Source organism: Microbacterium sp. LWH7-1.2, assembly GCF_038397755.1.
Classification (GTDB): Bacteria; Actinomycetota; Actinomycetes; order Actinomycetales; family Microbacteriaceae; genus Microbacterium.
This window is the reverse complement of sequence record NZ_CP151637.1, coordinates 3,080,636-3,102,634: the sequence shown is the minus strand read 5'-3', so window position 1 is coordinate 3,102,634 and position 21,999 is coordinate 3,080,636. Positions and strand designations below refer to the sequence as shown.

Annotated in this window: 18 protein-coding genes; 6 read left to right on the top strand and 12 right to left on the bottom strand. The window is 71.6% G+C overall.

What is annotated here, in order from left to right:
* Positions 1–25: 25 nt before the first annotated feature.
* The gene (locus MRBLWH7_RS14380; RefSeq protein ID WP_341995635.1) at positions 26–688 is read left to right on the top strand and encodes a biliverdin-producing heme oxygenase; all 663 of its coding nucleotides are present in this window, start codon (positions 26–28) and stop codon (positions 686–688) included.
* Positions 689–888: 200 nt separating this feature from the next.
* Here the strand turns inward: MRBLWH7_RS14380 and MRBLWH7_RS14375 are convergent, their stop codons facing one another.
* Together MRBLWH7_RS14375 and MRBLWH7_RS14370 are read right to left on the bottom strand one after the other, a co-directional pair.
* Complete coding sequence (locus MRBLWH7_RS14375) at positions 889–2,253, bottom strand: DEAD/DEAH box helicase (protein WP_341995632.1); 1,365 nt, start codon at positions 2,251–2,253, stop codon at positions 889–891.
* 9 nt (positions 2,254–2,262) lie between these two features.
* Complete coding sequence (locus MRBLWH7_RS14370) at positions 2,263–2,748, bottom strand: MerR family transcriptional regulator (RefSeq protein WP_341995630.1); 486 nt, start codon at positions 2,746–2,748, stop codon at positions 2,263–2,265.
* A 53-nt stretch (positions 2,749–2,801) separates the two neighbouring features.
* Between MRBLWH7_RS14370 and MRBLWH7_RS14365 the strand changes: the two genes are divergently transcribed.
* From MRBLWH7_RS14365 to MRBLWH7_RS14355, 3 genes are all read left to right on the top strand, one after another.
* Positions 2,802–3,635, top strand: coding sequence for an NAD(P)/FAD-dependent oxidoreductase (locus tag MRBLWH7_RS14365; RefSeq protein WP_341995628.1), 834 nt, complete (start codon positions 2,802–2,804; stop codon positions 3,633–3,635).
* 92 nt (positions 3,636–3,727) lie between these two features.
* Positions 3,728–4,867, top strand: coding sequence for a hypothetical protein (locus tag MRBLWH7_RS14360; RefSeq protein ID WP_341995626.1), 1,140 nt, complete (start codon positions 3,728–3,730; stop codon positions 4,865–4,867).
* 69 nt (positions 4,868–4,936) lie between these two features.
* A complete protein-coding gene (locus MRBLWH7_RS14355; RefSeq protein ID WP_341995624.1) occupies positions 4,937–6,706 on the top strand; it encodes a SulP family inorganic anion transporter in 1,770 nt (589 codons plus the stop codon).
* A gap of 1 nt (position 6,707) precedes the next feature.
* On the opposite strand, the gene MRBLWH7_RS14350 is transcribed toward MRBLWH7_RS14355, so the two are convergent.
* From MRBLWH7_RS14350 to MRBLWH7_RS14340, 3 genes are all read right to left on the bottom strand, one after another.
* Positions 6,708–8,687 (bottom strand): cytochrome c oxidase assembly protein, encoded by a 1,980-nt coding sequence (locus tag MRBLWH7_RS14350; protein ID WP_341995622.1) that lies wholly within the window; start codon positions 8,685–8,687, stop codon positions 6,708–6,710.
* 102 nt (positions 8,688–8,789) lie between these two features.
* Positions 8,790–9,077, bottom strand: a complete 288-nt coding sequence (locus MRBLWH7_RS14345) for an HU family DNA-binding protein (protein ID WP_045301792.1) — start codon at positions 9,075–9,077, stop codon at positions 8,790–8,792.
* Positions 9,078–9,288: 211 nt separating this feature from the next.
* A complete protein-coding gene (locus MRBLWH7_RS14340; RefSeq protein ID WP_341995619.1) occupies positions 9,289–9,882 on the bottom strand; it encodes a TetR/AcrR family transcriptional regulator in 594 nt (197 codons plus the stop codon).
* 121 nt (positions 9,883–10,003) lie between these two features.
* On the opposite strand from MRBLWH7_RS14340, the gene MRBLWH7_RS14335 reads away from it, so the two are divergent.
* A complete protein-coding gene (locus tag MRBLWH7_RS14335; protein WP_341995617.1) occupies positions 10,004–10,858 on the top strand; it encodes an alpha/beta hydrolase in 855 nt (284 codons plus the stop codon).
* Positions 10,859–11,143: 285 nt separating this feature from the next.
* Here the strand turns inward: MRBLWH7_RS14335 and MRBLWH7_RS14330 are convergent, their stop codons facing one another.
* From MRBLWH7_RS14330 to rpmB, 6 genes are all read right to left on the bottom strand, one after another.
* Positions 11,144–12,244 (bottom strand): alpha/beta hydrolase, encoded by a 1,101-nt coding sequence (locus MRBLWH7_RS14330; RefSeq protein WP_341995614.1) that lies wholly within the window; start codon positions 12,242–12,244, stop codon positions 11,144–11,146.
* Between the two features lie 94 nt (positions 12,245–12,338).
* Positions 12,339–13,340 carry a LacI family DNA-binding transcriptional regulator gene (locus MRBLWH7_RS14325; protein ID WP_341995612.1) on the bottom strand — a complete coding sequence of 334 codons (1,002 nt, stop codon included), beginning with the start codon at positions 13,338–13,340 and terminating at the stop codon, positions 12,339–12,341.
* 36 nt (positions 13,341–13,376) lie between these two features.
* The gene (locus MRBLWH7_RS14320) at positions 13,377–14,903 is read right to left on the bottom strand and encodes an alpha-L-arabinofuranosidase C-terminal domain-containing protein (protein ID WP_341995610.1); all 1,527 of its coding nucleotides are present in this window, start codon (positions 14,901–14,903) and stop codon (positions 13,377–13,379) included.
* 124 nt (positions 14,904–15,027) lie between these two features.
* Entirely contained in the window at positions 15,028–15,333 is a 306-nt protein-coding gene (gene rpsN, locus MRBLWH7_RS14315) for a 30S ribosomal protein S14 (RefSeq protein ID WP_018173549.1), read from the bottom strand.
* 3 nt (positions 15,334–15,336) lie between these two features.
* On the bottom strand, positions 15,337–15,507 hold the full coding sequence (gene rpmG, locus MRBLWH7_RS14310; protein ID WP_013584775.1) for a 50S ribosomal protein L33: 171 nt from the start codon (positions 15,505–15,507) through the stop codon (positions 15,337–15,339).
* Complete coding sequence (gene rpmB, locus MRBLWH7_RS14305) at positions 15,507–15,743, bottom strand: 50S ribosomal protein L28 (protein ID WP_013584774.1); 237 nt, start codon at positions 15,741–15,743, stop codon at positions 15,507–15,509. The genes rpmG and rpmB overlap by 1 nt, the downstream gene beginning before the upstream one ends.
* Before the next feature lie 391 nt (positions 15,744–16,134).
* Between rpmB and MRBLWH7_RS14300 the strand changes: the two genes are divergently transcribed.
* On the top strand, positions 16,135–21,309 hold the full coding sequence (locus MRBLWH7_RS14300) for a hypothetical protein (protein ID WP_341995594.1): 5,175 nt from the start codon (positions 16,135–16,137) through the stop codon (positions 21,307–21,309).
* Here MRBLWH7_RS14300 and MRBLWH7_RS14295 read toward each other — a convergent pair.
* On the bottom strand, positions 21,293–21,970 hold the full coding sequence (locus tag MRBLWH7_RS14295) for a DNA-3-methyladenine glycosylase (RefSeq protein ID WP_341995592.1): 678 nt from the start codon (positions 21,968–21,970) through the stop codon (positions 21,293–21,295). The genes MRBLWH7_RS14300 and MRBLWH7_RS14295 overlap by 17 nt on opposite strands.
* Between the last annotated feature and the right edge of the window lie 29 nt (positions 21,971–21,999).

The window sequence follows — 21,999 nt, the reverse complement described above, 5'->3', positions numbered from 1 at the left end:
CCTTATCTTCAGTTAGCATGAAGGTATGAGCGACCCGATCCCGTTCTCCGCCGCGCTGCGCGAGCGCTCCAGCAGCTCGCACTCGTCGAGCGAGCACTCCGGCTTCATGGCGGACCTCATGAAGGGGGAGGGCACCCGCGAGGACTACGTCGCCCTCGTCGTCCAGCACTGGTTCATCTACGAGGCGCTGGAGCGCACTGCGGGTCAGATGCGCAACGACCCGGTCGCGGCGGTGTTCATCTCCGACAAGCTCACGCGGCTCCCCGCGCTCGAGGCCGACCTCGAGTTCCTCGTCGGCCCCGACTGGCGCGACCGCATCGAGCCGCTGCCGACGACGAAGCGGTACGTCGACCGCATCAACGAGGTCGGCGCCACGTGGGCGGGCGGCTTCGTCGCACACCACTACACGCGCTACCTCGGCGACCTCTCCGGGGGCCAGTTCATCGGGCGCCTGATGGCCCGCCGCTTCGGGTTCGACACGAACGGCATCGGCTTCTACCTCTTCGAGGACATCGCCGACCCCAAGGCCTTCAAGGACGTCTACCGAGAGCAGCTCGACGCCGCGCCGTGGGACGCCGAGGAACAGGAGCGCGTGATCGACGAGGTCCTGCTCGCCTATCGATTCAACACCGAGCTGTTCGAGGACCTCGCCGCCGCCAAGGCCGCCCGGGCCCCCCACGTCGCCTGAGCCTCGCCGGAGACCCGCGCCACAGCGTCAGTCCGTGCTCGCGCAGTTCGTGCCGAAAGACGGGCTGGTCGCGCGACACACCGGGGCGCAGCATCCATCACCGGCGTGTCGCCGTTACCGACCCGTGTTTCGGCATCCCCCATCAGGGACGACCCCCACCGATTGAGCAGCAGGACGGATGCTGCGGCACCGCGGTCGGCTCAGGCCACAGGTGTCCGGCGCACCGCGGAGCGCATGAAGCGCTGTACGTCGGGGTCGACCTGGATGTCGCGGGGCCGGAGCGGTCGTGAGAGGTACAGGCCGTCGAGCGAGGTCAGCCGCGACAGGGCGACGTAGGTCTGACCCGGCGCGAAGGCCCCGGAGCCGAGATCGATGACCGCGCGGTCGTAGGTCTTGCCCTGCGACTTGTGGATCGTGACCGCCCACGCCAGCCGCAGTGGGAACTGCGTGAACTCGGCGACGATGTCGCGGGTGAGCTCCTTCGAGCCGGGGTTGTACGAGTAGCGGTACTTCTCCCACACCGACGGCTCGACGTCGAACTCCTCGCCCTCCACGTCGACGCGCACGGTCTCGCCGGCGATGCGGGTGACGGTGCCGATCGTGCCGTTGACCCACCGCGGCGGCTCGCCGAACGCGGCGGTGTCGTTGCGCAGGAACATCACCTGGGCCCCGACCTTCAGCTTGAGCTCGAGATCGGCCGGGTAGGCGGCATCCCCTCGTCCGAAGTCGCCGTTGACCTCGGCCGTCGCCGTCTGCTCGCGACCGACCAGCTCGGCCAGGTGGCGCCGGTTGATGTTGTTGACGATGTCGTTGCGGGTCGCGAGCGTGATGATCGGATGCTCGCCATCGAGGGGATCCGGGGGAGTGCGGGCGCCGGTGCTGTTGAGCACCTCGGCGATGTCGGCCGTCACCCGGCCGTACCGCACCGCGTTGAGCATCGCCTTGAACGCGGGGTCGGACTGCCGGTGGATGTCGACCAGCTCGCGGATGTTGAGGTCCGCCCCATACGACCCGACATCCAGGACGCCGTCGGTCGCGGTCTCGCCCACCCACACCATGGCGTCGAAGAACCAGAACGACCGGTAGTGGTCTCGCACGTAACGCAGTTCGTCGCCGCGCGGCGGCACGGGCGCCAGCTGGTACGGATCCCCGAACATGACGATCTGCGTGCCGCCGAACGGCTCGCCGCGCCGGCCGCGCGCTTTGCGCAGGGAACGGTCGATCGCGTCCATGAGGTCGGCGTTGACCATCGAGATCTCGTCGATCACGAGCGTGTCGATGGCGTTGAGGAGCTTGCGGGTCGCGTCCGACTGGTCCTCGTCGTGCGAGCCGATGATGCCGAGGGGCAGCTTGAAGAGCGAGTGGATCGTCTGGCCCTCGACGTTGAGCGCCGCCACACCCGTCGGTGCGCACACCGCGATCTGCTTGTTCGTATTCCACGCGAGGTGCTGCAGCAGCGTCGACTTGCCGGTGCCTGCGCGTCCGGTCACGAACACGTGCTCGCGGGTGTCTTCGATGAGCCGGAACAGCGCCTCCTGCTCGGCAGACAGCGGCGGAGTGTTCACCGAATCATGCTAACGAGCGGATGCTGCCTCCCGGCCTTCCACGGCCCGATCGGTGGACACCCCACCGCTCTCCACAGGCGGCTCGTCCGCTTCGCGCCATCGTCCCGTGCCCGCCACGACCTCGTCCATGATCGCCCGGAACCGCGGACATGTCGTGATGTCGTGGGAGCGGCAGCGCAGGGCGTGCTCGGTCATGCGTCGCGAGCGCTCCATGTCGGTCATGCGACGCTCGAGGTCGGCGAGGTGCTCCTCGAGGACGCGGTGCCGCTCGGGCGCCTGCTCGTCCAGCAGTACGCCGATCTGTTCGAGGCTCATCCCGGCGTTCTTGCTGCGCACGATCACGCCGATGCGCACGAGGTCGTCGTCCCCGTACCGCCGGCGACCGCCCCCGTCCCGCGCGGGCCGCAGCAGTCCCACCTCCTCCCAGTGCCGCAGCACGTTCGTGGGCAGCGAGAACCGCGCGGCGGCGTCTCCGATCGCCAGACTTGACTTCATGTCGACATGAAGTCACAGGATCGACGCAGATGCAACCCGACGAGAGGATCCCCATGTACGACGTCATCGTGATCGGCGGCGGCCCGGCCGGCCTCCAGGCGGCGCTCACCATCGGCCGCATGCACCGCACCGTGCTCCTGCTCGACTCCGGCGAGTACCGCAACGCGACAGTCGAGCACGCCCACAACCTTCTCACCAACGACGGTCGCAGCCCTGCTGAGCTGCGCCGCATCGCGCGCGACGAGCTCGCCGCGTACGACACCGTCGAGGTCCGCCCGGCGGCCGTCACCGCCGTGTCGGGATCGCTCGGCGACTTCGCGGTGACCACCCCCGACGGCACTGAGCGCGCCGCGCGCCTCGTCCTCGCCACCGGCATGCGCGACGAGCTGCCGTCGGTCCCCGGGCTCGCCGAGCAGTGGGGCCGCCTCGTCGCGCAGTGCCCGTTCTGCCACGGGCACGAGTTCGCCGGCCGGCGCGTCGGCATCCTCATCGACGGCGAGCACGCCGGAATGATCGAACGGATGCTGCGCCCCGTCGTCGCGTCCGCCTTCATCGCCCGTCCCGCCGACGTCGCGCTCGTATCCGAGGTCGACGGCGGACTGGAGCTCTCGCTGCGCGACGGCTCGGCAGAGCACGTCGCCGGCGTGTTCACCGCGGCCACCGCCGCGCAGCGCGCACCGTTCGCCGGACAGCTCGGCTGCGGCGTCCTTCCGAGCGGCGGCGTGGAGATCGACGCGATGGGACGTACGACCGTGCCGGGCGTGTACGCGGGCGGCGACATGGCGCACCTGGCGGCGGTGCCCGGCCCGATGGTGTCGCTGGCCGCCGCCATCGCCTCGGGGCAGCTCGCCGGCGCGAGTGCGGTGCGCGACGCGATCATGCCCTGACTCCTCCCGGAGGGATGAACGGCGAGTGGACTCCCCGTCCAAACTTGGCCATCCACAGGGGCCTCCCGGCCACGATTTCCTAGACTGGGCGTGTGGACCAGGGGGTGATGGACACGTCGTCCGGTCGCGCGAGTGCGCCTCCGGCCACTCCGGCGACCCCCGGACGGGACGTCATCCAGCCCCCGGCGAAGGGACGGACGCGCCGCCGCCTCGCGCTCGATCTCACGCTGCTCGGCATCGTCGGCGTACTCCTCCTCTGCGCCGCATTCGCGGCGTGGGGGGTCATCCAGCGGGAGTACTACAGCCCCAAGGCGTTCGTCGAAGGCTACGTGCAGCTGCTCGCCGAGGGGCGCGCGGCCGACGCGCTCGCGGTGCCCGGTGTCGCCGTGACCTCCGCCGAGCTCGAAGCGGCCGGTCTGCCGCCGACGGCGTCCGAGGCGCTGCTGCGCAGCTCGGCCCTCGCCCCGATCCGCGATGCGCAAGTCGTCTCCGAGGAACAGGACGGCGACGTGACGCACGTCACCATCGAGTACACGGCGCGCGGCCACGACGGCCGCACGACGTTCTCGGTCGAGCGGGACGGCTCCATCGGCCTCGCGCCGACGTGGCGATTCGCGAAGAGCCCGCTCGCTGTCATGAACCTCGGCGTCACGGGCTCGATGGTCTTCGATGTGAACGGCTTCGAGATCGACAAGCGTCAAGTGTCACCGGACGGGGCGGGTGCCGACCCGGCCGCCCCCGTCTCGCTCCTCGTCTTCTCGCCCGGGCTGTACTCCGTGTCGGTCGACACCGCGATCTCGAGCACGCCGGGCGTCGCCGTCCTCTCCGACAGCCCGTTCCGCGCCATCCCCGTGAACGTCGTCGCCCAGCCCACCGAGAAGTTCCTCAGCGTCGTCCAGGAGAAGGTGGAGGAGTTCCTCACCTCCTGCGCGACGCAGGAGGTGCTGCAGCCGACCGCGTGCCCGTTCGGCTACTTCGTCGAGGACCGCATCACCTCGCTGCCCAAGTGGTCCATCACCCAGCAGCCGACCGTCGCGGTCGAGCCGGACGGCGCCGGCTGGTCGATCCTCGCGGCCGAGGCCGTCGCCCATATCGAGGTCGGCATCCGCTCGCTCTTCGACGGCCGCGTGCGCGCCGTCAGCGAGGACGTCCCCTTCATCGTCAAGGGCACGATCACCGTGCGCCCCGACGGCACCGCGACCATCGTGGTGACCGGACCCGACACGAGGTAGCACCAGCCCCTTCGCGCAGTCCACCGGCGCTTTCCGCCAGGATGGGTGCCGGGGTCGATGATGAGGTCGATGAAAGGCATCGCGCACTGGGTTCCGGTCGTCGAGGTCGCACGCGAGTACAAGCGCGCGTGGCTGTGGCCCGACGTACGGGCGGGCGTCGTCGTGACCGCGCTGCTGATCCCTGCAGGCATGGGGTACGCGGAGGTCGCCGGCCTGCCTCCGGTGACGGGACTGTACGCCACGATCGTGCCGCTGCTCGCCTACGCCGTCTTCGGGCCGTCGCGGGTACTGGTGCTCGGGCCGGACTCGTCACTCGCGCCCATCATCGCGGCGGCGATCCTGCCCCTCGCGCTCGGCGATGAGACCCAGGCCGTCGCGCTCGCGGGGCTGCTGGCGATCATGGTCGGCGTGCTGCTGCTGATCGGCGGGCTCGTGCGCCTGGGCTTCGTGACCGACCTCCTGTCGAAGCCCATCCGCGTCGGCTACCTGAACGCGATCGCGATCATCGTCATCCTGTCGCAGCTGCCGAAGCTGCTGGGGTTCTCAGTGGACGCACCGACGGTGTGGCAGGGCGCCGTCGGGATCGTCGAGGCGATCGCTGCGGGAGGAATCGACCCCGTGGCGACGGCGTTCGGCGTCGGATCCCTCGTCGTGATCTTCGCGCTCCGCGCGCTGCGCTCGCGCGTGCCCGGCACCCTCGTCGTGGTGGTGCTGTCGATGGTGCTCGTCGCGATCCTGGGTCTTGCGTCCGCGATCCCCGTCGTCGGAGCCCTTCCGCAGGGGCTCCCGGCGCCCGCACTCGCGGGACTTGAGTGGACGGATGTCGCGGCCCTCGCGCTCCCTGCCGCCGGCATCGCCCTCATCGCGTTCACCGACACCGCGGTGCTGTCACGCACTTTCGCCGCCCGCCGCGGCGACAGCGTCAGCGGCAGCCAGGAGATGGCGGCGCTGGGCGTGGCCAACATGGCAGGCGGCGCGCTGGGCGGGTTCCCCGTCTCGGGGTCGTCGTCGCGCACTCCGGTCGCCGAACAGGCGGGTGCGCGCACGCAGCTGACCGGCGTCATCGGCGCCGTCCTGCTCATCGTGTTCATCCTCGTGGTGCCCGACCTCACCCGGTTCCTCCCGTCGGCCACACTCGCCGCCGTCGTCATCAGCGCAGCGATCAGCCTCATCGACGCGCGCGGCGTGGTGCGACTGGTGCGCATCAACGTCGTCGACGCGATTCTCTCCGCGGCCGCGTTCCTCGGCGTCCTGGTGTTCGGGGTGCTCGAGGGCATCGTCATCACGATCGGGCTGTCGTTCATCGCGTTCGTCAACCGCTCGTGGCGGCCGTACCGGGCCGAGCTCGGGCGGGTCGAGGGTCTGCGCGGCTACCACGACCTGTCGCGCAACCCCGAAGGGAAGAGGGTTCCCGGCGTCGTGATCGTGCGGTTCGACGCGCCGCTGTTCTTCGCGAACGGAGCGATCTTCGACGACTGGGTGCGCTCGCGCGTCCGCGCCGCCGGCCCCGACGTGACCACCCTCATCCTCGCGGCCGAGCCGATCACCGACATCGACACCACCGCCGCCGACGAGCTCGTCGAGCTAGACGAGTACCTGCGGGCACGCGGCATCCGTCTCATCATCGCCGAGATGAAGTCGCCGGTCGTCGACGCCCTCGGCCGCTACGGCCTCACCGAGCGGTTCACGCCCGATCGCTTCGCCCCGACCGTCGGCGCCGCCGTCGACGAGGTCACGGGCACGCTGCGCGGCGACATCGCCGGGACGAAATGGGATGCTGCGCCCGAATCGCCGCGCCGCGACGAGGGCGACGAGCCCTCCGGAAACGCGAAAGGGTAGCTCAGCCGCCGATACGTGCGTCGCGCTCGGCCAGGGCGGCCAGGCGGGCGTTGTACTCCTCGAGCTCGGCGTCGCCCGTCCGGTCGGCGTGGCGGTCGCGGCGCCTGGTCTCGCGGTCGTCGCTGCGGCTCCACTGGATGGCGACCGTGATCGCGAGGATGAGCGTGGGGATCTCGCCGATCGACCAGGCGATGCCGCCGCCCGTGTACTGGTCCTCGAGCGGCGTCGCGCCCCACGTGCGGCCCATCGAGCCGAACCATTCGGCGATCATGAGGCCTTCCTGCATCATGATCGCGATGCCGAAGAACGCGTGCATCGCCATCACGCCGATGAGGAGCAGCAGGCGCCCCGCGTACGGCAGGCGGTAGGGCACGGGGTCGATCCCGATGAGGCTCATCACGAAGAGGTACCCCGTGATGAGGAAGTGCGCGATCATCCACTCGTGCCCGAGGTGGTCGTACAGCGACCAGCGGAAGAGGTCGGTGTAGTAGAAGACCCACAGCGAGCCGATGAAGAGGCCTGCCGCGACGAACGGGTTCGTGAGGACGCGCGCCACCGGCGAGTGCACGGCCCAGAGCAGCCACTCCCTGCCGCCGCGAGTGCCGTCGTCGCGCTTGTGGATGGCGCGCGCCGCGAGCGTGATGGGCGCGCCCGGCACGAGCAGCAGCGGGATCGCCATGGTCAGCAGCATGTGCCCGACCATGTGCATGCTGAAGAGGTAGTCCTGATAGACGTTGATGACCCCGCCCGTGACCCACACGAGCAGCAGCCAGCCGACGACCCACATGATCGTGCGGTACACCGGCCACGCGTCGCCGCGGCGGCGCAGACGCCACACGCCCACGAGGTAGAAGAAGATCGCGAAGCCGGCGACGACGGCCCACAGCAGGTCGATGTTCCACGCGGTGAGCCACCGGTCGACCGTGAGCTCGGCCGGGAGGGGCGCGCCGGTCAGGCGCTCGGCCGGCGTCGGCGTCGCGGGGATCAGCGGCGCGACCGGCGGAGGCGTGCGCGCGAGGGCAGCCGCGGCACCGCTCGCGACGCCCATCAGCACGAGTTCGAAGACGATGAGCGTCCAGAAGGCGCGGGTGGCAGCATCCGCGATCTTCATCTTCCCGATCAGGCGGCTGCGGTACCAGGCGCCGAGGAGGCCGAGCCCGACGAGCGCCAGCACCTTCATGCCGAGGATCACGCCGTACGGCGAGACGAGCGCCGACCAGTCCTGCAGGCCGATCGCCGCGCGCACGGTGCCCGACACCGCCACCACGACGAAGGCGGCGAGCGCGATGCTCGAGTAACGGGCGACGGTCGCGACGCTGTCGTCACGGGACTGCAGCGGCCGCACGAGCACCAGGAGCAGCAGGCCGCCCAGCCACACCGCCGCAGCGATGATGTGCAGGATGAGCGCGGTCATCGCCTCGTGGTGGAACGCCTCCTCGCCGGAGTGGCCCTGGGTCCCCATCGGGACGAGGGATGCCGCGGCCAGGAGCGCCACGAAGAAGGTCGCGGTCCACGAGCGCACCGCGAAGGTGAGCACGGTGAGCGCGGCGCCGGCGACCGTGGTGATGAGCCACGTGCGGCCGACCTCGGTCTCGACGATGAAGCGGCCGAGCTGGGCGCCGAACTCCGGCCCGATGCTGAAAACGGGGTTGAACGCGTCGACGAACGTGAGGAACCCGGTGGCGGCCGCGGCCATCGTGAACACGGCGGCGGAGATCGACGCCGTGTCCAGGGCGACGTCGAACGCGCGGTCCCCCGCCCGCAACGTGAACAGTGCCGTCACCAGCACGCCCACCATGCCGGCGGCGGAGAGGTTGACGACGAGCTTCGCGGTCGGAAGCCCCCAGCGGACGAGGGGTCCGGGGTCCGCGATCGCGAGCGGCGCGGCCCCGCCGCCGAACGCCAGCGCCCATACCATGACCGCGAGCGCGGCCGCGACGAGGATCACGGGCCCGACGGCCCGCAGAGCGCGGGGGTTCACCCCTCAAGCCTACGTTGCGGTGCCCGTGCCGATCCCCGCCCTGAACAGCAGAGAGGGGATGCCGCGAGGTGCGGCATCCCCTCTCTGGAGGTGTGCGTCGGATTACTTGACGGCGGCCTTCAGCTTCGAGCCCGCGGTGACCTTGACGCGCTTGCCCGCGGGGATCTTGATCTCCTCGCCGGTCTGCGGGTTGCGGCCCGTGCGAGCCGAGGTGGCGACCTGCTCGAACGCGATCCAGCCCGGGATCGAGACCTTGCTGCCGGCGGCGACCGCGTCGGAGACGGTGGAGAAGAGGGAGTCGAGCACGCCAGAGACGGCGGACTGGCTCTGGCCGGTCGCGCTCGCGATGCTCGCGACGAGCTCGGTCTTGGTGATGGTCTTGTCGGCCATTTGGTATGTCCTCCAAAGACGACGAGTGCCGTCTTGTCATTGCTCGGACCGGTTGGCGTCGCCCCCCGGCTGGTCGGATCGACCGGTCCCGAATGTACCTGACATGGCCGACAGATCCGCGTATTTCTGCGGATTTCTGGAGATTAGGGCCGCGTGTCGTGTGAAAAGAGTGACGGAAGTGGCTCCTGAGCCCCGATTACGCCGACAGCGTTCAGCGCTTGTGCGCGGCGATGAGATCGCGTGCGGTCCGGGCGAACGCCGGGCCGACGCGATCCTGCCCGTCGAGGTAGCCGCCGACCAGCGCCGCATCGCGCAGCAGGACCAAGGATGCCGCGACCCCCTCGGGATCGCGCAGCCCCGCACCGGCGGCCAGCTGCCGCAGGGTCTCGCGGAACCACTCGCGGTGGTCGGCGATGAGGTCGCGCACCGGTCCCTCGTCGGGATACTCGGCGGCGGCGTTGATGAACGGACAGCCGCGCGTGTGGCGGTCGCGGATGTCTTGCTCGATGCCGGCGACGACGAGGTCGAGGAGCACCTCGGGGTCGTCCGACGCGTGCGACGCCTGGGTGAACAGCGCCCGCAGCCCCTGGTCCTCGCCCTCGAGGTAGGCGAGCACCAGGCCCTCCTTGCCCGCGAACTGCTTGTACATCGTGGCCCGCGTCACGCCGGCCTCCTCGATGATGCGGTCGACGCCCACCGAGTGGATGCCCTCGTTGTAGAAGAGGTCCGTCGCCGCCTGCAGCAGACGCCGGCGTGCGGACGACGGGCGGGATGCCGCATCCGGTGCGGCGGTGGTGGTGCTCATGGGAATAGTCTTGCATAGATAGAACGTTCGGTCTACCATCGGGACACATCAGCCGGAGACACACCGGAATCCGGGCCCTGAGACCCACCGAACCCACCGCAACACCACCGAGGAGCACGAGATGAACACCACGACCAAGACCCCGATCGTCCTGATCCACGGCCTCTGGATGACCCCGAAGAGCTGGGACACCTGGGCCGAGCGCTTCCGCGCCGCCGGCCACCAGGTGATCGTCCCGGGCTGGCCCGGCATCGACGACCGCACGGTCGACGACATCCGGAACAACCCCGAGGCGCTCAAGGGCATCGGCCTCAAGCAGATCGCCGACAACTACGAGCGCATCATCCGCGAGCTCCCCGAGAAGCCGATCATCATCGGGCACTCGTTCGGGGGAGTCCTCACGCAGATGCTCGCCGACCGCGGCCTCGGCGTCGCCTACGTCGGCGTCGCGCCCGGACAGACCGCCGGCGTCACCACGCTGCCGCTCTCGACCCTGTGGACCGGCACCCCGATCCTGTCGAACCCGTTCGGCATCAACGGCGCCAAGCCGCTCAGCAAGCGCCACTTCCACTTCACGTTCGGCAACGACCTCCCGCGCGAGGAGTCCGACAAGCTCTGGGCGGAGTACGCGGTCAACTCCTACAACCGCGTCTTCTTCGAGGGCGTCTCGTCGGTGCTCAACGAGAAGGGAGGCGTCACCCACGTCGACTACGGCCGCATCGACCGCGCCCCGCTGCTGATCATCACCGGGGAGATCGACCACGTCGTACCGCCGGCGATCGGCAAGGCCGTCGTGAAGAAGTACCGGTCCACCGGCAGCCCCGCGATCGTCGAGTACAAGGAGTACGCGGGCCGCACCCACCGCCTGGTGAGCCAGGACGGCTGGGAGGAGATCGCAGACTACGCCCTGCAGTGGGCGACCACCCACCAGGTGCGCGAGACGGCAGAGGCTTCCGAGACGGAGGCGGCACAGTAGACGGATGCTGCGCCCCCGCGCCGCTCCATCAGCACCCGGTCGTCGAGCTCCCAGTCGCACTGGTGGTTCGGCGGCCGGGTGGTGTCCCGGCCGGTGTCCGCGGTGGGACGCAGAGGGCCCGGGGTTCTTCGGAACCCCGGGCCTTCACTGCGCCCACTCACGACCGCCGCCCCACGCCCACCCACCGATCCGGAAAACGGAGATTCGGTGCGTTTCCGGGTCCCCCGGGGCGGCAGCATCCGGAAAACCGCAGAAAGTCCGAATTCCGGATCGGCGGGGGCCCCGTCAGGCGTGGAGGCGACGGAGGGCGGCCACCACGTCGTCGTGCCAGCGGCGGGCAGCCGGCAGCGCACCCGTGAAGATCGGGGCGTCGTGCGTCACGCCCTGGTAGCGGACGACACTCGCGTCGACGCCTGCCCGCCGCAGAGCCGCTCCGTACGCGTCGCCGTCGCCGCGCAGCGGGTCGTACTCGGCGGTGAGGATCACCGCGGGCGGCAGCCCCTCGTGCGAGGCTGCGCGCAGCGGTGACGCGTACGGCTCGCGGGCATCCTGAGGCCGGGCGAGGTAGGTGCGCGCGACCGACCGGAGCTCTCGCCTCGTGAGGAACCGCGGGATGTGCAGTGCGCGCATCGCGCCGAGATCCATGTGGGCGCCGGTCAGATCTACGACGGGCACCTCCAGCACCTGCAGCGCGAGGCGGTGGTTCGCGCGGTCACGGTTCACGAGCGTCAGCGCGGCCGCGAGGCCGCCACCCGCCGAGATGCCCATCACGCCGATGCGCGTGGGGTCGGCGCCGACCTCGCCGGCGGAGTCGAACAGCCAGTCGAGCGCCGCATACCCCTGCTCGATCTGCACCGGGTAGCGGTGCTCGGGCGCGAGCGCGTAGTCGACGGCGGCGATCCTGACGTGGGCGTCGACGCAGCGTCGGCGGTAGGCGGCATCCGTCGTCGGGTAATCGATACCCCCGATGCGGAAGGCCCCGCCGAAGAACGCCAGCACTGCGGGCACCGGCGCACCGCCCACGACGGACGGGTGGTAGACCCGCACGCGCACCGACGGATGCCCCGGCACGGCGACCTGGTGCTCGGTGATGCGCACCTCGGGTCCGGGCGTGCCGACCGTGCTCAGCTCTGTGCGGTCCCACGCGAGCGCCGCGCGACGGTGCCGCGCCCGCGCACGGGCGTGGGGGCCGAGAGCCGGATCCGCCTTCTTCTTCGCGGGTCTCGCCGTCGCATCGGCGGCGGCCGGTGCTGCGGCGGGAAGGCCGGCGCGGCGGCTGAACGGCCACAGGGCGGTCAGGCGCGTCCTTACGGCGCCCATCGCCTGATCGAACATGTACTTGCGATGCACCCGCAGGCGCTCTTCGAAGAACGGGTCCAGCGGCATGTCCCCATCCTCCCGCTCGCGGGCGGGGGAGGCACGCGGTTGACATGCGGAAGGCCCGGGGTTCCGAAGAGCCCCGCGCCATCTCACGCCGGGCTCACCCGGTCGACTCGCGCGCGACCAGGCGGAACCCGGTGACGTGGTCCTGGGGCTGCCAGTCCGGGGCATCCGCCAGCCGTGCGAGCAGGAGCTCGACGGCGAGCCGGGCGACCTCCTCGTGATCGGGGTTGATCGTCGTGAGGCTGGGCACGCTGTACCGGGCCTCGAGGATGTCGTCGAACCCGACGACGCGCACCTGGGCGGGCGCGGAGAGCCCGCGGTCGGCGAGTCCCCGCAGCACGCCGAGCGCGACGGTGTCGGTGATGCACACCACGGCGTCCAGTCCGGCGCCCGCGTCGACGAGCTGGTGGGCGGCGGTTCGCCCGTCCTCCAGGCTCAGATGATCGCGTTGGACGACGAGCGATGGATCGAGGTCCATCCCGTGATCGGCCAGCGCCCGCCGGTACCCCGCGTGGCGCAGGGATGTCACGCTGAGCCTGTCCGGGTCGCCACCCTGGACGATGGCGATCCGGCGGCATCCCCTCTCGATCAGGTGCGTCGTCGCGGCGTAGGTGCCCTCCTCGTTCGGCAGGGCGATGTGGTCGACGGGTGCGCCGAACAGGCTCTCGCCGAGGATCACCATGGGCATGTCGGTGTCGAGCAGTTCGCGGTCCGCAGGTCCGAGTCCGACTGCTGAGAGGATCAGGCCGTCGTACATCCGCGTGCGCGACGACGCGATCGCCGAGAGCTCGTTCTCGCGCGACGCTCCGGTCCGCTCGATCGCGACGCGATAGCCCGCATCGTGCGCCTTCGCGATGATGCGCGAAGCCAGCTGCCCGAAGTACGGCGACTCGACCTCGGGCACGGCGAACCCGATCGTGTTGGTGCGCCCCGCCCGCAGGTTGCGGGCGGCCACGTTGACCCGGTAGCCGAGGTCGTCGATCGCCTTGAGCACCCGCTCACGCGTCTCCGCGCGCACATGCGGGTGCTTGTTGAGCACGTTCGACACCGTCATCGGCGAGACGCCGGCAGCCTTGGCGACGTCGCGCAGGGTGGCCATTGCCGAACTCTATCCCTCGGCTGTCCGGGTGGGCCGTCAGGCCAACTGCAGCGCGACCGTAGCGAACGAATGCGCCGGCAGCGTCACGCGCAGCGTGCCCTCGCGCAGCTCGGTGTCCAGCGCCACCGGGGCCACGGCATCCGGCCTCTCCGCGGTGTTGTGCGCGGCGGCCGAGTCGCCGGCGAGTACGCGGGCGACCGCGGTCGTCACGGCTCGGCCGCGGAGGTCGACGTCGATGGTCAGGGATGCCTCGGCGTCCAGGTTGCTCAGCGAGAGCAGCGCCGTCGAGTCCTTGGTGCTCGCCGACGCCGACACCACCTGCAGCGGTCGACCGTCCGCCTCGCGGGAGTCGGGGGCGTCCAGAACGTGGACAGCGAGCGACGTCGCGTCGTGGTGACCGCGGTTCATCTCGAAGACGTGGTATGTCGGCGTGAGCACGAGGGCGCCGGTCTCCGCATCCGTCAGCAGCATCGCCTGCAGCACGTTCACCGTCTGCGCGATGTTGGCCATCGCGAGGCGGTCGGCGTTGCGGTGGAACGCGTCGAAGTGCACGGCGGCCACGAGCGCGTCCCGCACGGTGTTCTGCTGGTAGAGGAAGCCCGGGTTCGTGCCCTCCTCGACGTCCCACCACGTGCCCCACTCGTCGAGCACGAGCCCGACCTTCTTGCCCGGGTCGTAGGCGTCCATGATCCGGGCGTGCGTGCTGATGACCCGCTCGATGTCCTGCGCCTTCGACATCGTCGCGTAGTAGTCCTCGGTGGAGAACGAGGTGGCGCTGCCCTTGTGCTCCCAGGTGCCGGCGACGGTGTAGTAGTGGAACGAGATCGCCTGGAAGATGTTCTTGGGGTCGTGCTGGCACCCCAGGCAGTTCAGCGCCTCCATGAGCGCCGTCGTCCAGGTCACGTCGTCGTCGGACGCGCCGGCGGCGATCCGGTACAGCTTGTTTCCGCCGTGGTCGCGGCAGAAGGTGGCGTAGCGTCGCGCCTCGGCGGCGAACTGGGGGGCGGTGAAGTTCCCGCCGCAGCCCCACGCCTCGTTGCCGATGCCCCAGAACGGCACCTTCCACGGCTCGTCGCGTCCGTTGGCCCGGCGCAGGCTCGCCATCGGGCTGTCGCCGTCGCGCGTGAGGTACTCGACCCAGTCGCTCATCTCCTGCACGCTGCCGCTGCCGACGTTGCCGCTCACGTACGCGTCTGCGCCGAGCATCTCGCACAGGTCCATGAACTCGTGCGTGCCGAAGTGGTTGTTCTCGACGATGTCGCCCCAATGGGTGTTCACCATGCGGGGCCGGGACTCCTTGGGCCCGATCCCGTCACGCCAGTGGTACTCGTCGGCGAAGCAGCCGCCCGGCCAGCGGAGGTTCGGAATGCCGATGCGCTTGAGTGCCTCGACCACGTCGAGGCGGATGCCGCGCTCGTTCGGGACATCGGAGTCCTCGCCCACGTAGAAGCCGCCGTAGATGCACCGCCCGAGATGCTCGGCGAAGTGACCGTAGAGGTGGCGGCTGATGACCGGACCGGGGACGTCCAGGTCGACGACGGCGCGGGCGCGGAGGTCGGGCACGGTGTTCTCCTTCGAAACATCGGATAAGACGGTTTGTAACGATACACACCGCGCGTCCAGATGTCGAATGAAAGCAGAAGGCCCGGAGTTCCGAGGAACTCCGGGCCTTCTGTGAAGCGGGTGCTTACCAGCTCGACTTGGTCACGCCGGGCAGCTCGCCACGGTGCGCCATGTCACGGAAGCGGACACGCGAGATGCCGAACTTCGTGAGGACACCGCGGGGGCGGCCGTCGATGACGTCGCGCGAACGCAGGCGGACCGGCGACGCGTTGCGGGGCAGCTTCTGCAGGCCCACGCGAGCGGCTTCGCGCTCCTCGTCGGTCGACGTCGGCGAAACGAGCGCCTTCTTCAGTTCGAGGCGCTTGGCGGCGTAGCGGTCGACGACCTCCTGGCGCTGCTTGTTGCGCGCGATCTTGCTCTTCTTAGCCATGGATCAACGCTCCTCTCGGAAATCGACGTGCTTGCGGACGACCGGGTCGTACTTCTTGAGCACGATGCGGTCGGGGTTGTTGCGGCGGTTCTTGCGCGTGACGTAGGTGTAACCCGTGCCCGCAGTCGAACGCAGCTTGATGATCGGACGGACGTCCTGTGCCTTCTTGGCCATTAGAGCTTCACACCCTTCGCCTGGAGGTCACGCACGACCGCCTCGATGCCGCGGGCGTCGATGACCTTGATGCCCTTGGCCGAAACGTTCAGCTTGATGTTGCGACCCAGCGACGGAACGAAGTAGGTCTTCTTCTGCACGTTCGGGTCGAAGCGCCGCTTCGTCCGGCGGTGCGAGTGCGAGATGTTGTGACCGAAGCCGGGAACCGCTCCGGTCACCTGGCACACTGCTGCCATAGTGATGTCTCCTTAGTACCGTGGGGCCGGACGGCCTCACCCAAGATCCCTTGTCTGCATCTCGATGCATGCGCCGCCACCGCCCGGAATCTTCCGGTCGTTGAACGAGCGAAGCGAGTCGAAACACGTACTGCGTGCTGGAGGCGCGCAGACAAAGAGTCAGTCTAGCACGGACGGCGTGTCGGACTTGACGCGGCCCGGTTCCGCCTCACGCGTCGAGGTTGCGGGGCGATCCGTGCGAGCACCGCTATATTCCGGGGCAGGAATCTCTCCTAGCAAGTGGTCCAATGCGAGCCGCCTGGGGCGCCGAGAGGCCTGTGCCTGTCCACAAATTCTCGCGCGCGCGGCGGATCCTCCTGGACCATGTCGTCAATCCCGGAGAGGGGATGACATGAGCCAATCGCACGACGACGGCCCCCTGTGGCCCGCGTCTCCCTTCGATCTCGCCGACGCGCACCGGTGCCCGTCGTGCTTCACCGCCGTCACGGCGCAGGTCTGCGGGGCGTGCGGCTTCGCGCTGACCGACCCGCGCGCGCCCCGCGTCCTGGAGCTCGGCCGCCAGATGCTCACGCTCGAGCTGTCCCGCCAGCAGCTGATGGACACGATCCGCCTCGCGCACGTGACGGCCGCCATGGCGACGACGGATGCTGCGCCCGCGACCTTGGCCGCATCGCCCGTTCCCGTCGCGGCAGAGACCGGCGCGGTCACGGTCGCCGCCGGGCCCGCGAACGTGACGTCTCTCACGACACCCGACGCGATCGGGCTCGTCACCGTACAGGGGTCCGCCACCGCGGCTCCCACGAGGATGGCACCCGAGATCGTGGTGCCCCCGCGCCCGCCCGCACCGCCCGCACCCGCCGCCTCGGTGCCTCAGCGCCCTGGGTCGTCCGCACCCGCGGCGGTGACGGCATCCGCTCCCCGCCGCCGGCTGACCGTCCCGGTGCTGCTGCTGATCGTCGGGGTCTCGCTGGTCGGCGTCGCCGCCGTGTTCTTCCTGCTGCTGGCGTGGTTCGTCGCCGGCATCGCCGTGCGGGCGCTCATCATCGGCGGCATCACGCTCGCCACCATCGTGCTGGCGTCGTGGCTGCGCCGCCGCGACTTGGGGGCGACGGCCGAGGCGATCGGCGTGCTCGGCGTGGGACTGCTCGCACTCGACGCGTGGGCCGTGCGAGCGAACGACCTGCTCGGCACCGGGTCGACCGATGCCTCGCTGTACGCGGGGGTGTCCGCCCTCGTCGTCGCGGTGCTCTGCCGCGTGTGGGCACGGATCTCGCACCTGCGCGGACCCGACCTCGCCGCCTCGCTCGCGCTGCCCGCGGGCCTCGGATTCCTCGTGGGCGGCCTGACGTCGCTGCCGCCCGCCGAGGCGCTGACGGCCGGCCTGCTCGGGGCCGCGGCCGGCGGCCTGGTGCACGCGCTCCCCGCACCCCTCTCGTCCGCGCGCCGCGGCGCCGACGCCGTCGCCGAGCGCCTCGTGCTCTCGCTGAGCGGCGTGGGGGCGCTGGTGGCGGCGGGGCTCACCGCGGCCTTCATGACCTGGGATGCGCTGCCTGTCGTGATCTGGTCCAGCATGGGGCTCGTCGTGCTCGGCATCGCCCACGCGCGGCTCGCGCACCGCCCGGTCGACGGCGCACCCCTGCCGGCGGCGGGCGTGATCTCGGGGGTCGGCTCGGTCGTCGCGACGGCGGCAGCGGGTCTGGCGGGCTGGCAGCTCGCCCTCCGCAGCGAGCTGCCCCTGTACGGCGTGCTCGTCGCACCGGTGTTGGCCGTGCTCGTCGCCGTCGTCGTCGACGTCGTACGGAGCCGCCGCGGGGTCCCCGCGTCGCTGCCTGCGGCGATCGCCTCCGCCACCGTCGGCGGGCTGTCGATCGTCGTCGTGGTGCTCGGCTGGGCAATGACGGCCGTCACCGCGATCGGCGCCTCCTGGACGGTGTGGCGGACGAACCCCTTCGCCCTCCCCGCCGCGGCGCCGGAGGCGCCGCTACTCGCGCTGATCTCCGCGGCGCTCATCGCGGGACTGCTGTTCGCCGCGCCCACGCTCGCCCGCCCGCTGCCGCGCCGGCTCGTTCCGATCGTGGCGACGATCCTCCTGCTGGTCGCGGGCGCCCGCACCGCGGTGCCCGCCGTCCTCGTCGGCATCGCCGTCGCGCTGGTCATCGTCGCGGTCGCGGTCGTCGCGATCGTCCGGAGCAGCGATCGCCGCCGCGGCGGCCCGGCCCTCGCCGAGCCCGATCCCGACACCGGCATCGCGGCGCGAGGAGTCCCGGTCGGGTACCTGGTCGCCGGCGGGATCGCCGCCGTCACCGCGTACGTCGGCGGCGCGGCCACCCCGTGGCTGTGGCTCGTCGGAATCGCCGCCGCGATGGCGTACCCGATCGCCCTGGGGATGGTGCTGCGGCCGACCGACGTCGCGGCGGTCGCCGCGGCCGTCGCACCCGTCGCCGTCGCCGCGGTGTCGACGATCTTCGCTCCGAGCGCCCTCGCTGCCGTCACGGGCCTGACGGGCGCGGGGGGACCGGTCATCGCGGCGCTGCTGCAGTGGGTGGGCCTGGCGGCCCTGATCGCTGCGCTCGCGCTGCCGGTGGAGCGCGCGAGCCGCACCGCGCTGGCCGCCTCCGCCGAGGTGCTCGTGGCGTTCAGCCTCATCGGCGCGTTCACGGCCGTGACGACGCCGGGCAGCGGTGCGCCCGCGAACCCGCTGCTGACCGCGATCGGCGAGCCCGGCCTCGGCATCGCGCGCGGCGCACTCCTGCTCGCGGGACTCGCGATCGTCGCGTTCGGCGTCACCCGCGTCACCGGAGTGCCCCCGATCCTGGCCGCTGCCCTGACAGCGCCGGTCGCGGCCGCGACGACCTACGACGTGCTCGGCGCCGTCGGCCTGCGCGACGCGGACTGGGCGCCGCTCGCCCTCACCGCCGCCGCGGTCGTCGTGCCGCTCGTCTCGGCGGCCACCGCCCTGCGTCATCGCGCCGGCGACGACGCCCCGCCGGCGCCGGCTTCGCAGGGGCCGACCGACATCGCGTCCGCACCGCCGCGACCACGCGCCGCAGTGCTGCGCCGCCTGGCCGCCGATCTCGGCCCAGCCCTCACCGTGCTCGTCGTGGTGTGGCCGGTGACTCCCCTCCTCGCGTGGGCCGCACTCGTGCTCGTCGCCCTCGGCTTCGCCGCAGCATCCGTCTCCCGTGGCTGGGTGGGGACGACTTCAGCCGACCCGGCCGACGATCGCTTCGCGATGAAGCGGGACGGGATGCCGCTCCTCGACGCCCCGCGCCGCCTGCTGGCGTGGCCGGCGGTCGTCGCGGCGATCGTCGCGTGGTGGTCGTGGCTGGACGCCGGAACCCCCGGCACGCACGACGCCGTGGAGTCGTACGTGGTGCCGTCGGCCGTCGTGCTCGTGGCCTTCGCGGCGCTCCTGGTGCGGCTGCGCCGCCGCGCCGAGGCGAGCGTCGCGCTGGCCGGCGGTCTCGCCCTCGGCCTCTGGGCGCCCGCCGTCGAGGGATGGACCGGGGACCCGGTGCGCGGCGTGGTCATCGCGCTCGTCGCGGTGGCGGTGTGCCTGGCGCTGTCGTTCACGCCGGTGCGCAGCATCCGTCCCGCCGCTGCGCTCGGCGCCGCGGTGGCGGTGATCGCGATCGGACTCGTCGCCGTGGAGCGCGCCTTCGAGGGGCAGGGGTCGCAGGTGCTCTGGCTCGTGCTGCTGGTCGCGGTCGCGTACGCGTCAGGCTGGGGCATGACGCTCGCCCGGCCGAGCCGCCTCTCGTCGGGCCTGTACGCGCTCATCGTGCCCCCGGCGGCCCTCGTCGCCGCGGTCGTCGCGATCGTGCCGGTCGCCGACGAGCCGCGCATCGTCGCCGGGACGCTCATCATGCTCGCCGCGCTGCACCTCTCCGCGGCAGGATTCAACCGCCTGCCGCTGACCGGCACCACCCGCTGGATCTCGCTCACGGCCGCCTTCGTCGTGGGAGTCGCGGGCTGGTTCCTGGGCGCGGCGACCGAGGTCGAGGCGGTGTCGCTCCCCGTCGCCGCGATGTGCCTGGTCGGCGCCGTCCTCGGCATGCTCCGCCGGCGGCGGGCCGGCGCCGCATGGCCCGGTGCAGAGGGGCCGGCGTGGATCGTGGGACTGGTGCTCGCCGGCGCGCCGAGCCTCCTCGTCGCGGCGGAACCCGCGCGGATCTGGGCGTACGTGGCACTCACCCTCGCGGCAGCGGGCGGAGCGGCCGCCCTCCGGGAACCCGGGCGGGACGTTCCCGCCGATGCGGAGCCCGTCTTCATTCCGGCGCCGGCCCCGGTCGCCGCTCCCGCTCCCCGCACCCCGATGTTCGTCGACGTCTGGACGCTGCGCACACCGACGTCGCTGCTGCTCGGCCTCGCCGCGGTCGTGATGGGGCTGCGTGGGCTCGTCCTGCCCGGCTTCGAAGGTGACGCCGCGGTGGCCATCCTCGTGGGCCTGGGTGCCGTCGCGGTGGCGGTCCTGCTGACGGCACGCGGCTCGGCACCGGCCGCCGCCCGCGGGGCGGCCGTCCTCGCCGGCGCCGGCGCCGCCCTGGTCGTCGCGATGTCGCTCACGCATTCCGAAGCCGACCTCGTGCTCACGACCGTGACCGCCGTCATCGGGGGGGTGCTCGGTGTGGCCGGCGCCTCGGTGCTGGGCCTGCGCCGCTGGACGCGGCTGGGCGGCGTGCTCGCCGTGGGCGGGCTCGTCATCGCGGTCGTCGCGTGCGGCATCCGGTTCCTCGAGGTGGCGCCCGCCGGCGGCCTCGAGCCCGACCTCTGGGCGGTCGCCGGCGCGGGGATCGCGGGCGCGGTCGCGCTCGCGGCGCTCCGCGCGACGCCGTCGCGCGCCGTCGGGCTCACCGCCGGGGCGGGCTTCGCGGTCGCCTCGGCGCTGTTCGCCCTCGCCGAGCTGGCGCTGCTGCTCGTGCAGCAGACGGGCGACGAGCTGCGCACCGCGGCGGTGATGTCGGCACTCACCGCCGCCACCGTGGTCGGCACCGCCGCGCGCACGCGGCTCGGCCTGGCCCTGCCGGTCACGGCCGCCCTCGCGGGCGCCGGCTTCGCCATCATGGCGCTCACCGTCGGTGACGTCCGGCCCATCGAACTCGTCGCGGTGCCGCCGGCCCTCGGCGGGATCGCGTACGGCGTGCGCACTCTGCGCCGTGCACCGCGGTCGCGCACATGGCCCACGCTCGGCCCATGGCTCGCGCTGCTGACGGTGCCGTCGCTATTGCACGACTTCGGCGGGTCGGCGATCCCGGGCGCCGCGGACGAGGCCTGGCTGGGCGAGTCCGAGCTGTGGCGCATCGTGTCGCTGGGCGTCGTGGCGCTCGCGATGGTCGTCGTGGGGGCGGTCTACCGACTCCAAGCGCCGCTCCTGATGGGGTCCGCGGTGCTGATCGTGCACGGGGTCGCCCAGCTGTGGCCCTGGATCTCGACCGCCTACGTCGCGGTGCCGTGGTGGCTGTGGCTCGGCCTCGGCGGCGCGCTGCTCATCTTCATGGCCGCCCGCTACGAGAAGAACATGAAGGCGCTGCGCACGACCGTCGTCGCGGTCACGTCGCTTCGCTGACCTCGCGCGCGCCGCGCCCCCAGCGGAACGGCGACACCGTCTCCTCGCCCGGGATCCAGTACCGCCACGGGAACACGGCGGTCCCGGCCACGCCCGCGACGCCGACGCGCGGCCCCGACGCGACCTCGGCGAGCGGGTCGGCGAGCAGCTCGAGCCTGGCCACCGCGCCGTTCAGCGGCGCACCGGTGATCGCGTCGATGCCGTCGTGCATCGGATGCCGCAGTCCCACCGCATCGCCGAACCGGCCTGGCCCGCGAGCCAGGTCGCGCGGTGTTCGGGCTGCCGGTCGGCGGCGGGTCGCAGCATCCGTCCCCTCCATCACCTGACCCGCCCGCAGCAGCACACCGCCGGCGACCCCGTCGGGGCCGCACACGACGTTGACGCAGGAGTGGATGCCGTGGCTGAGGTACACGTACAGGTGCCCGGGTTCGCCCCACATCGTCGCGTTGCGGGCGGTCTGGCCCATGCGCGCGTGCGAGCCCGGATCAGGCACCGGCCCGGTGCCGCGACCGTGGTACGCCTCGACCTCCGTCAGGCGCACCGCCACCGTCTCGCCTTCGACCACCGTCGTCAGGCGTGCCCCGAGCAGGCGGGGCGCGACGTCGGCCGGAAGGCCCTGCAGGTCTGCGCGGGTCGCCGCACGCCAGAGGTCCCGCGCCATGGGGCCGAGTCTACGTCCGCGCGCCGACG

Excerpts from the sequence above, each read along its gene's own strand:
- rpsN (WP_018173549.1), bottom strand. The coding sequence starts at position 15,333 with ATGGCTAAGAAGAGCAAGATCGCGCGCAACAAGCAGCGCCAGGAGGTC.
- MRBLWH7_RS14380 (WP_341995635.1), top strand. The coding sequence starts at position 26 with ATGAGCGACCCGATCCCGTTCTCCGCCGCGCTGCGCGAGCGCTCCAGC.
- rpmG (WP_013584775.1), bottom strand. The coding sequence starts at position 15,507 with ATGGCCAAGAAGGCACAGGACGTCCGTCCGATCATCAAGCTGCGTTCG.
- MRBLWH7_RS14365 (WP_341995628.1), top strand. The coding sequence starts at position 2,802 with ATGTACGACGTCATCGTGATCGGCGGCGGCCCGGCCGGCCTCCAGGCG.
- MRBLWH7_RS14335 (WP_341995617.1), top strand. The coding sequence starts at position 10,004 with ATGAACACCACGACCAAGACCCCGATCGTCCTGATCCACGGCCTCTGG.
- MRBLWH7_RS14340 (WP_341995619.1), bottom strand. The coding sequence starts at position 9,882 with ATGAGCACCACCACCGCCGCACCGGATGCGGCATCCCGCCCGTCGTCC.
- MRBLWH7_RS14345 (WP_045301792.1), bottom strand. The coding sequence starts at position 9,077 with ATGGCCGACAAGACCATCACCAAGACCGAGCTCGTCGCGAGCATCGCG.
- MRBLWH7_RS14330 (WP_341995614.1), bottom strand. The coding sequence starts at position 12,244 with ATGCCGCTGGACCCGTTCTTCGAAGAGCGCCTGCGGGTGCATCGCAAG.
- MRBLWH7_RS14370 (WP_341995630.1), bottom strand. The coding sequence starts at position 2,748 with ATGAAGTCAAGTCTGGCGATCGGAGACGCCGCCGCGCGGTTCTCGCTG.
- rpmB (WP_013584774.1), bottom strand. The coding sequence starts at position 15,743 with ATGGCAGCAGTGTGCCAGGTGACCGGAGCGGTTCCCGGCTTCGGTCAC.
- MRBLWH7_RS14295 (WP_341995592.1), bottom strand. The coding sequence starts at position 21,970 with ATGGCGCGGGACCTCTGGCGTGCGGCGACCCGCGCAGACCTGCAGGGC.
- MRBLWH7_RS14300 (WP_341995594.1), top strand. The coding sequence starts at position 16,135 with ATGAGCCAATCGCACGACGACGGCCCCCTGTGGCCCGCGTCTCCCTTC.
- MRBLWH7_RS14355 (WP_341995624.1), top strand. The coding sequence starts at position 4,937 with ATGAAAGGCATCGCGCACTGGGTTCCGGTCGTCGAGGTCGCACGCGAG.
- MRBLWH7_RS14325 (WP_341995612.1), bottom strand. The coding sequence starts at position 13,340 with ATGGCCACCCTGCGCGACGTCGCCAAGGCTGCCGGCGTCTCGCCGATG.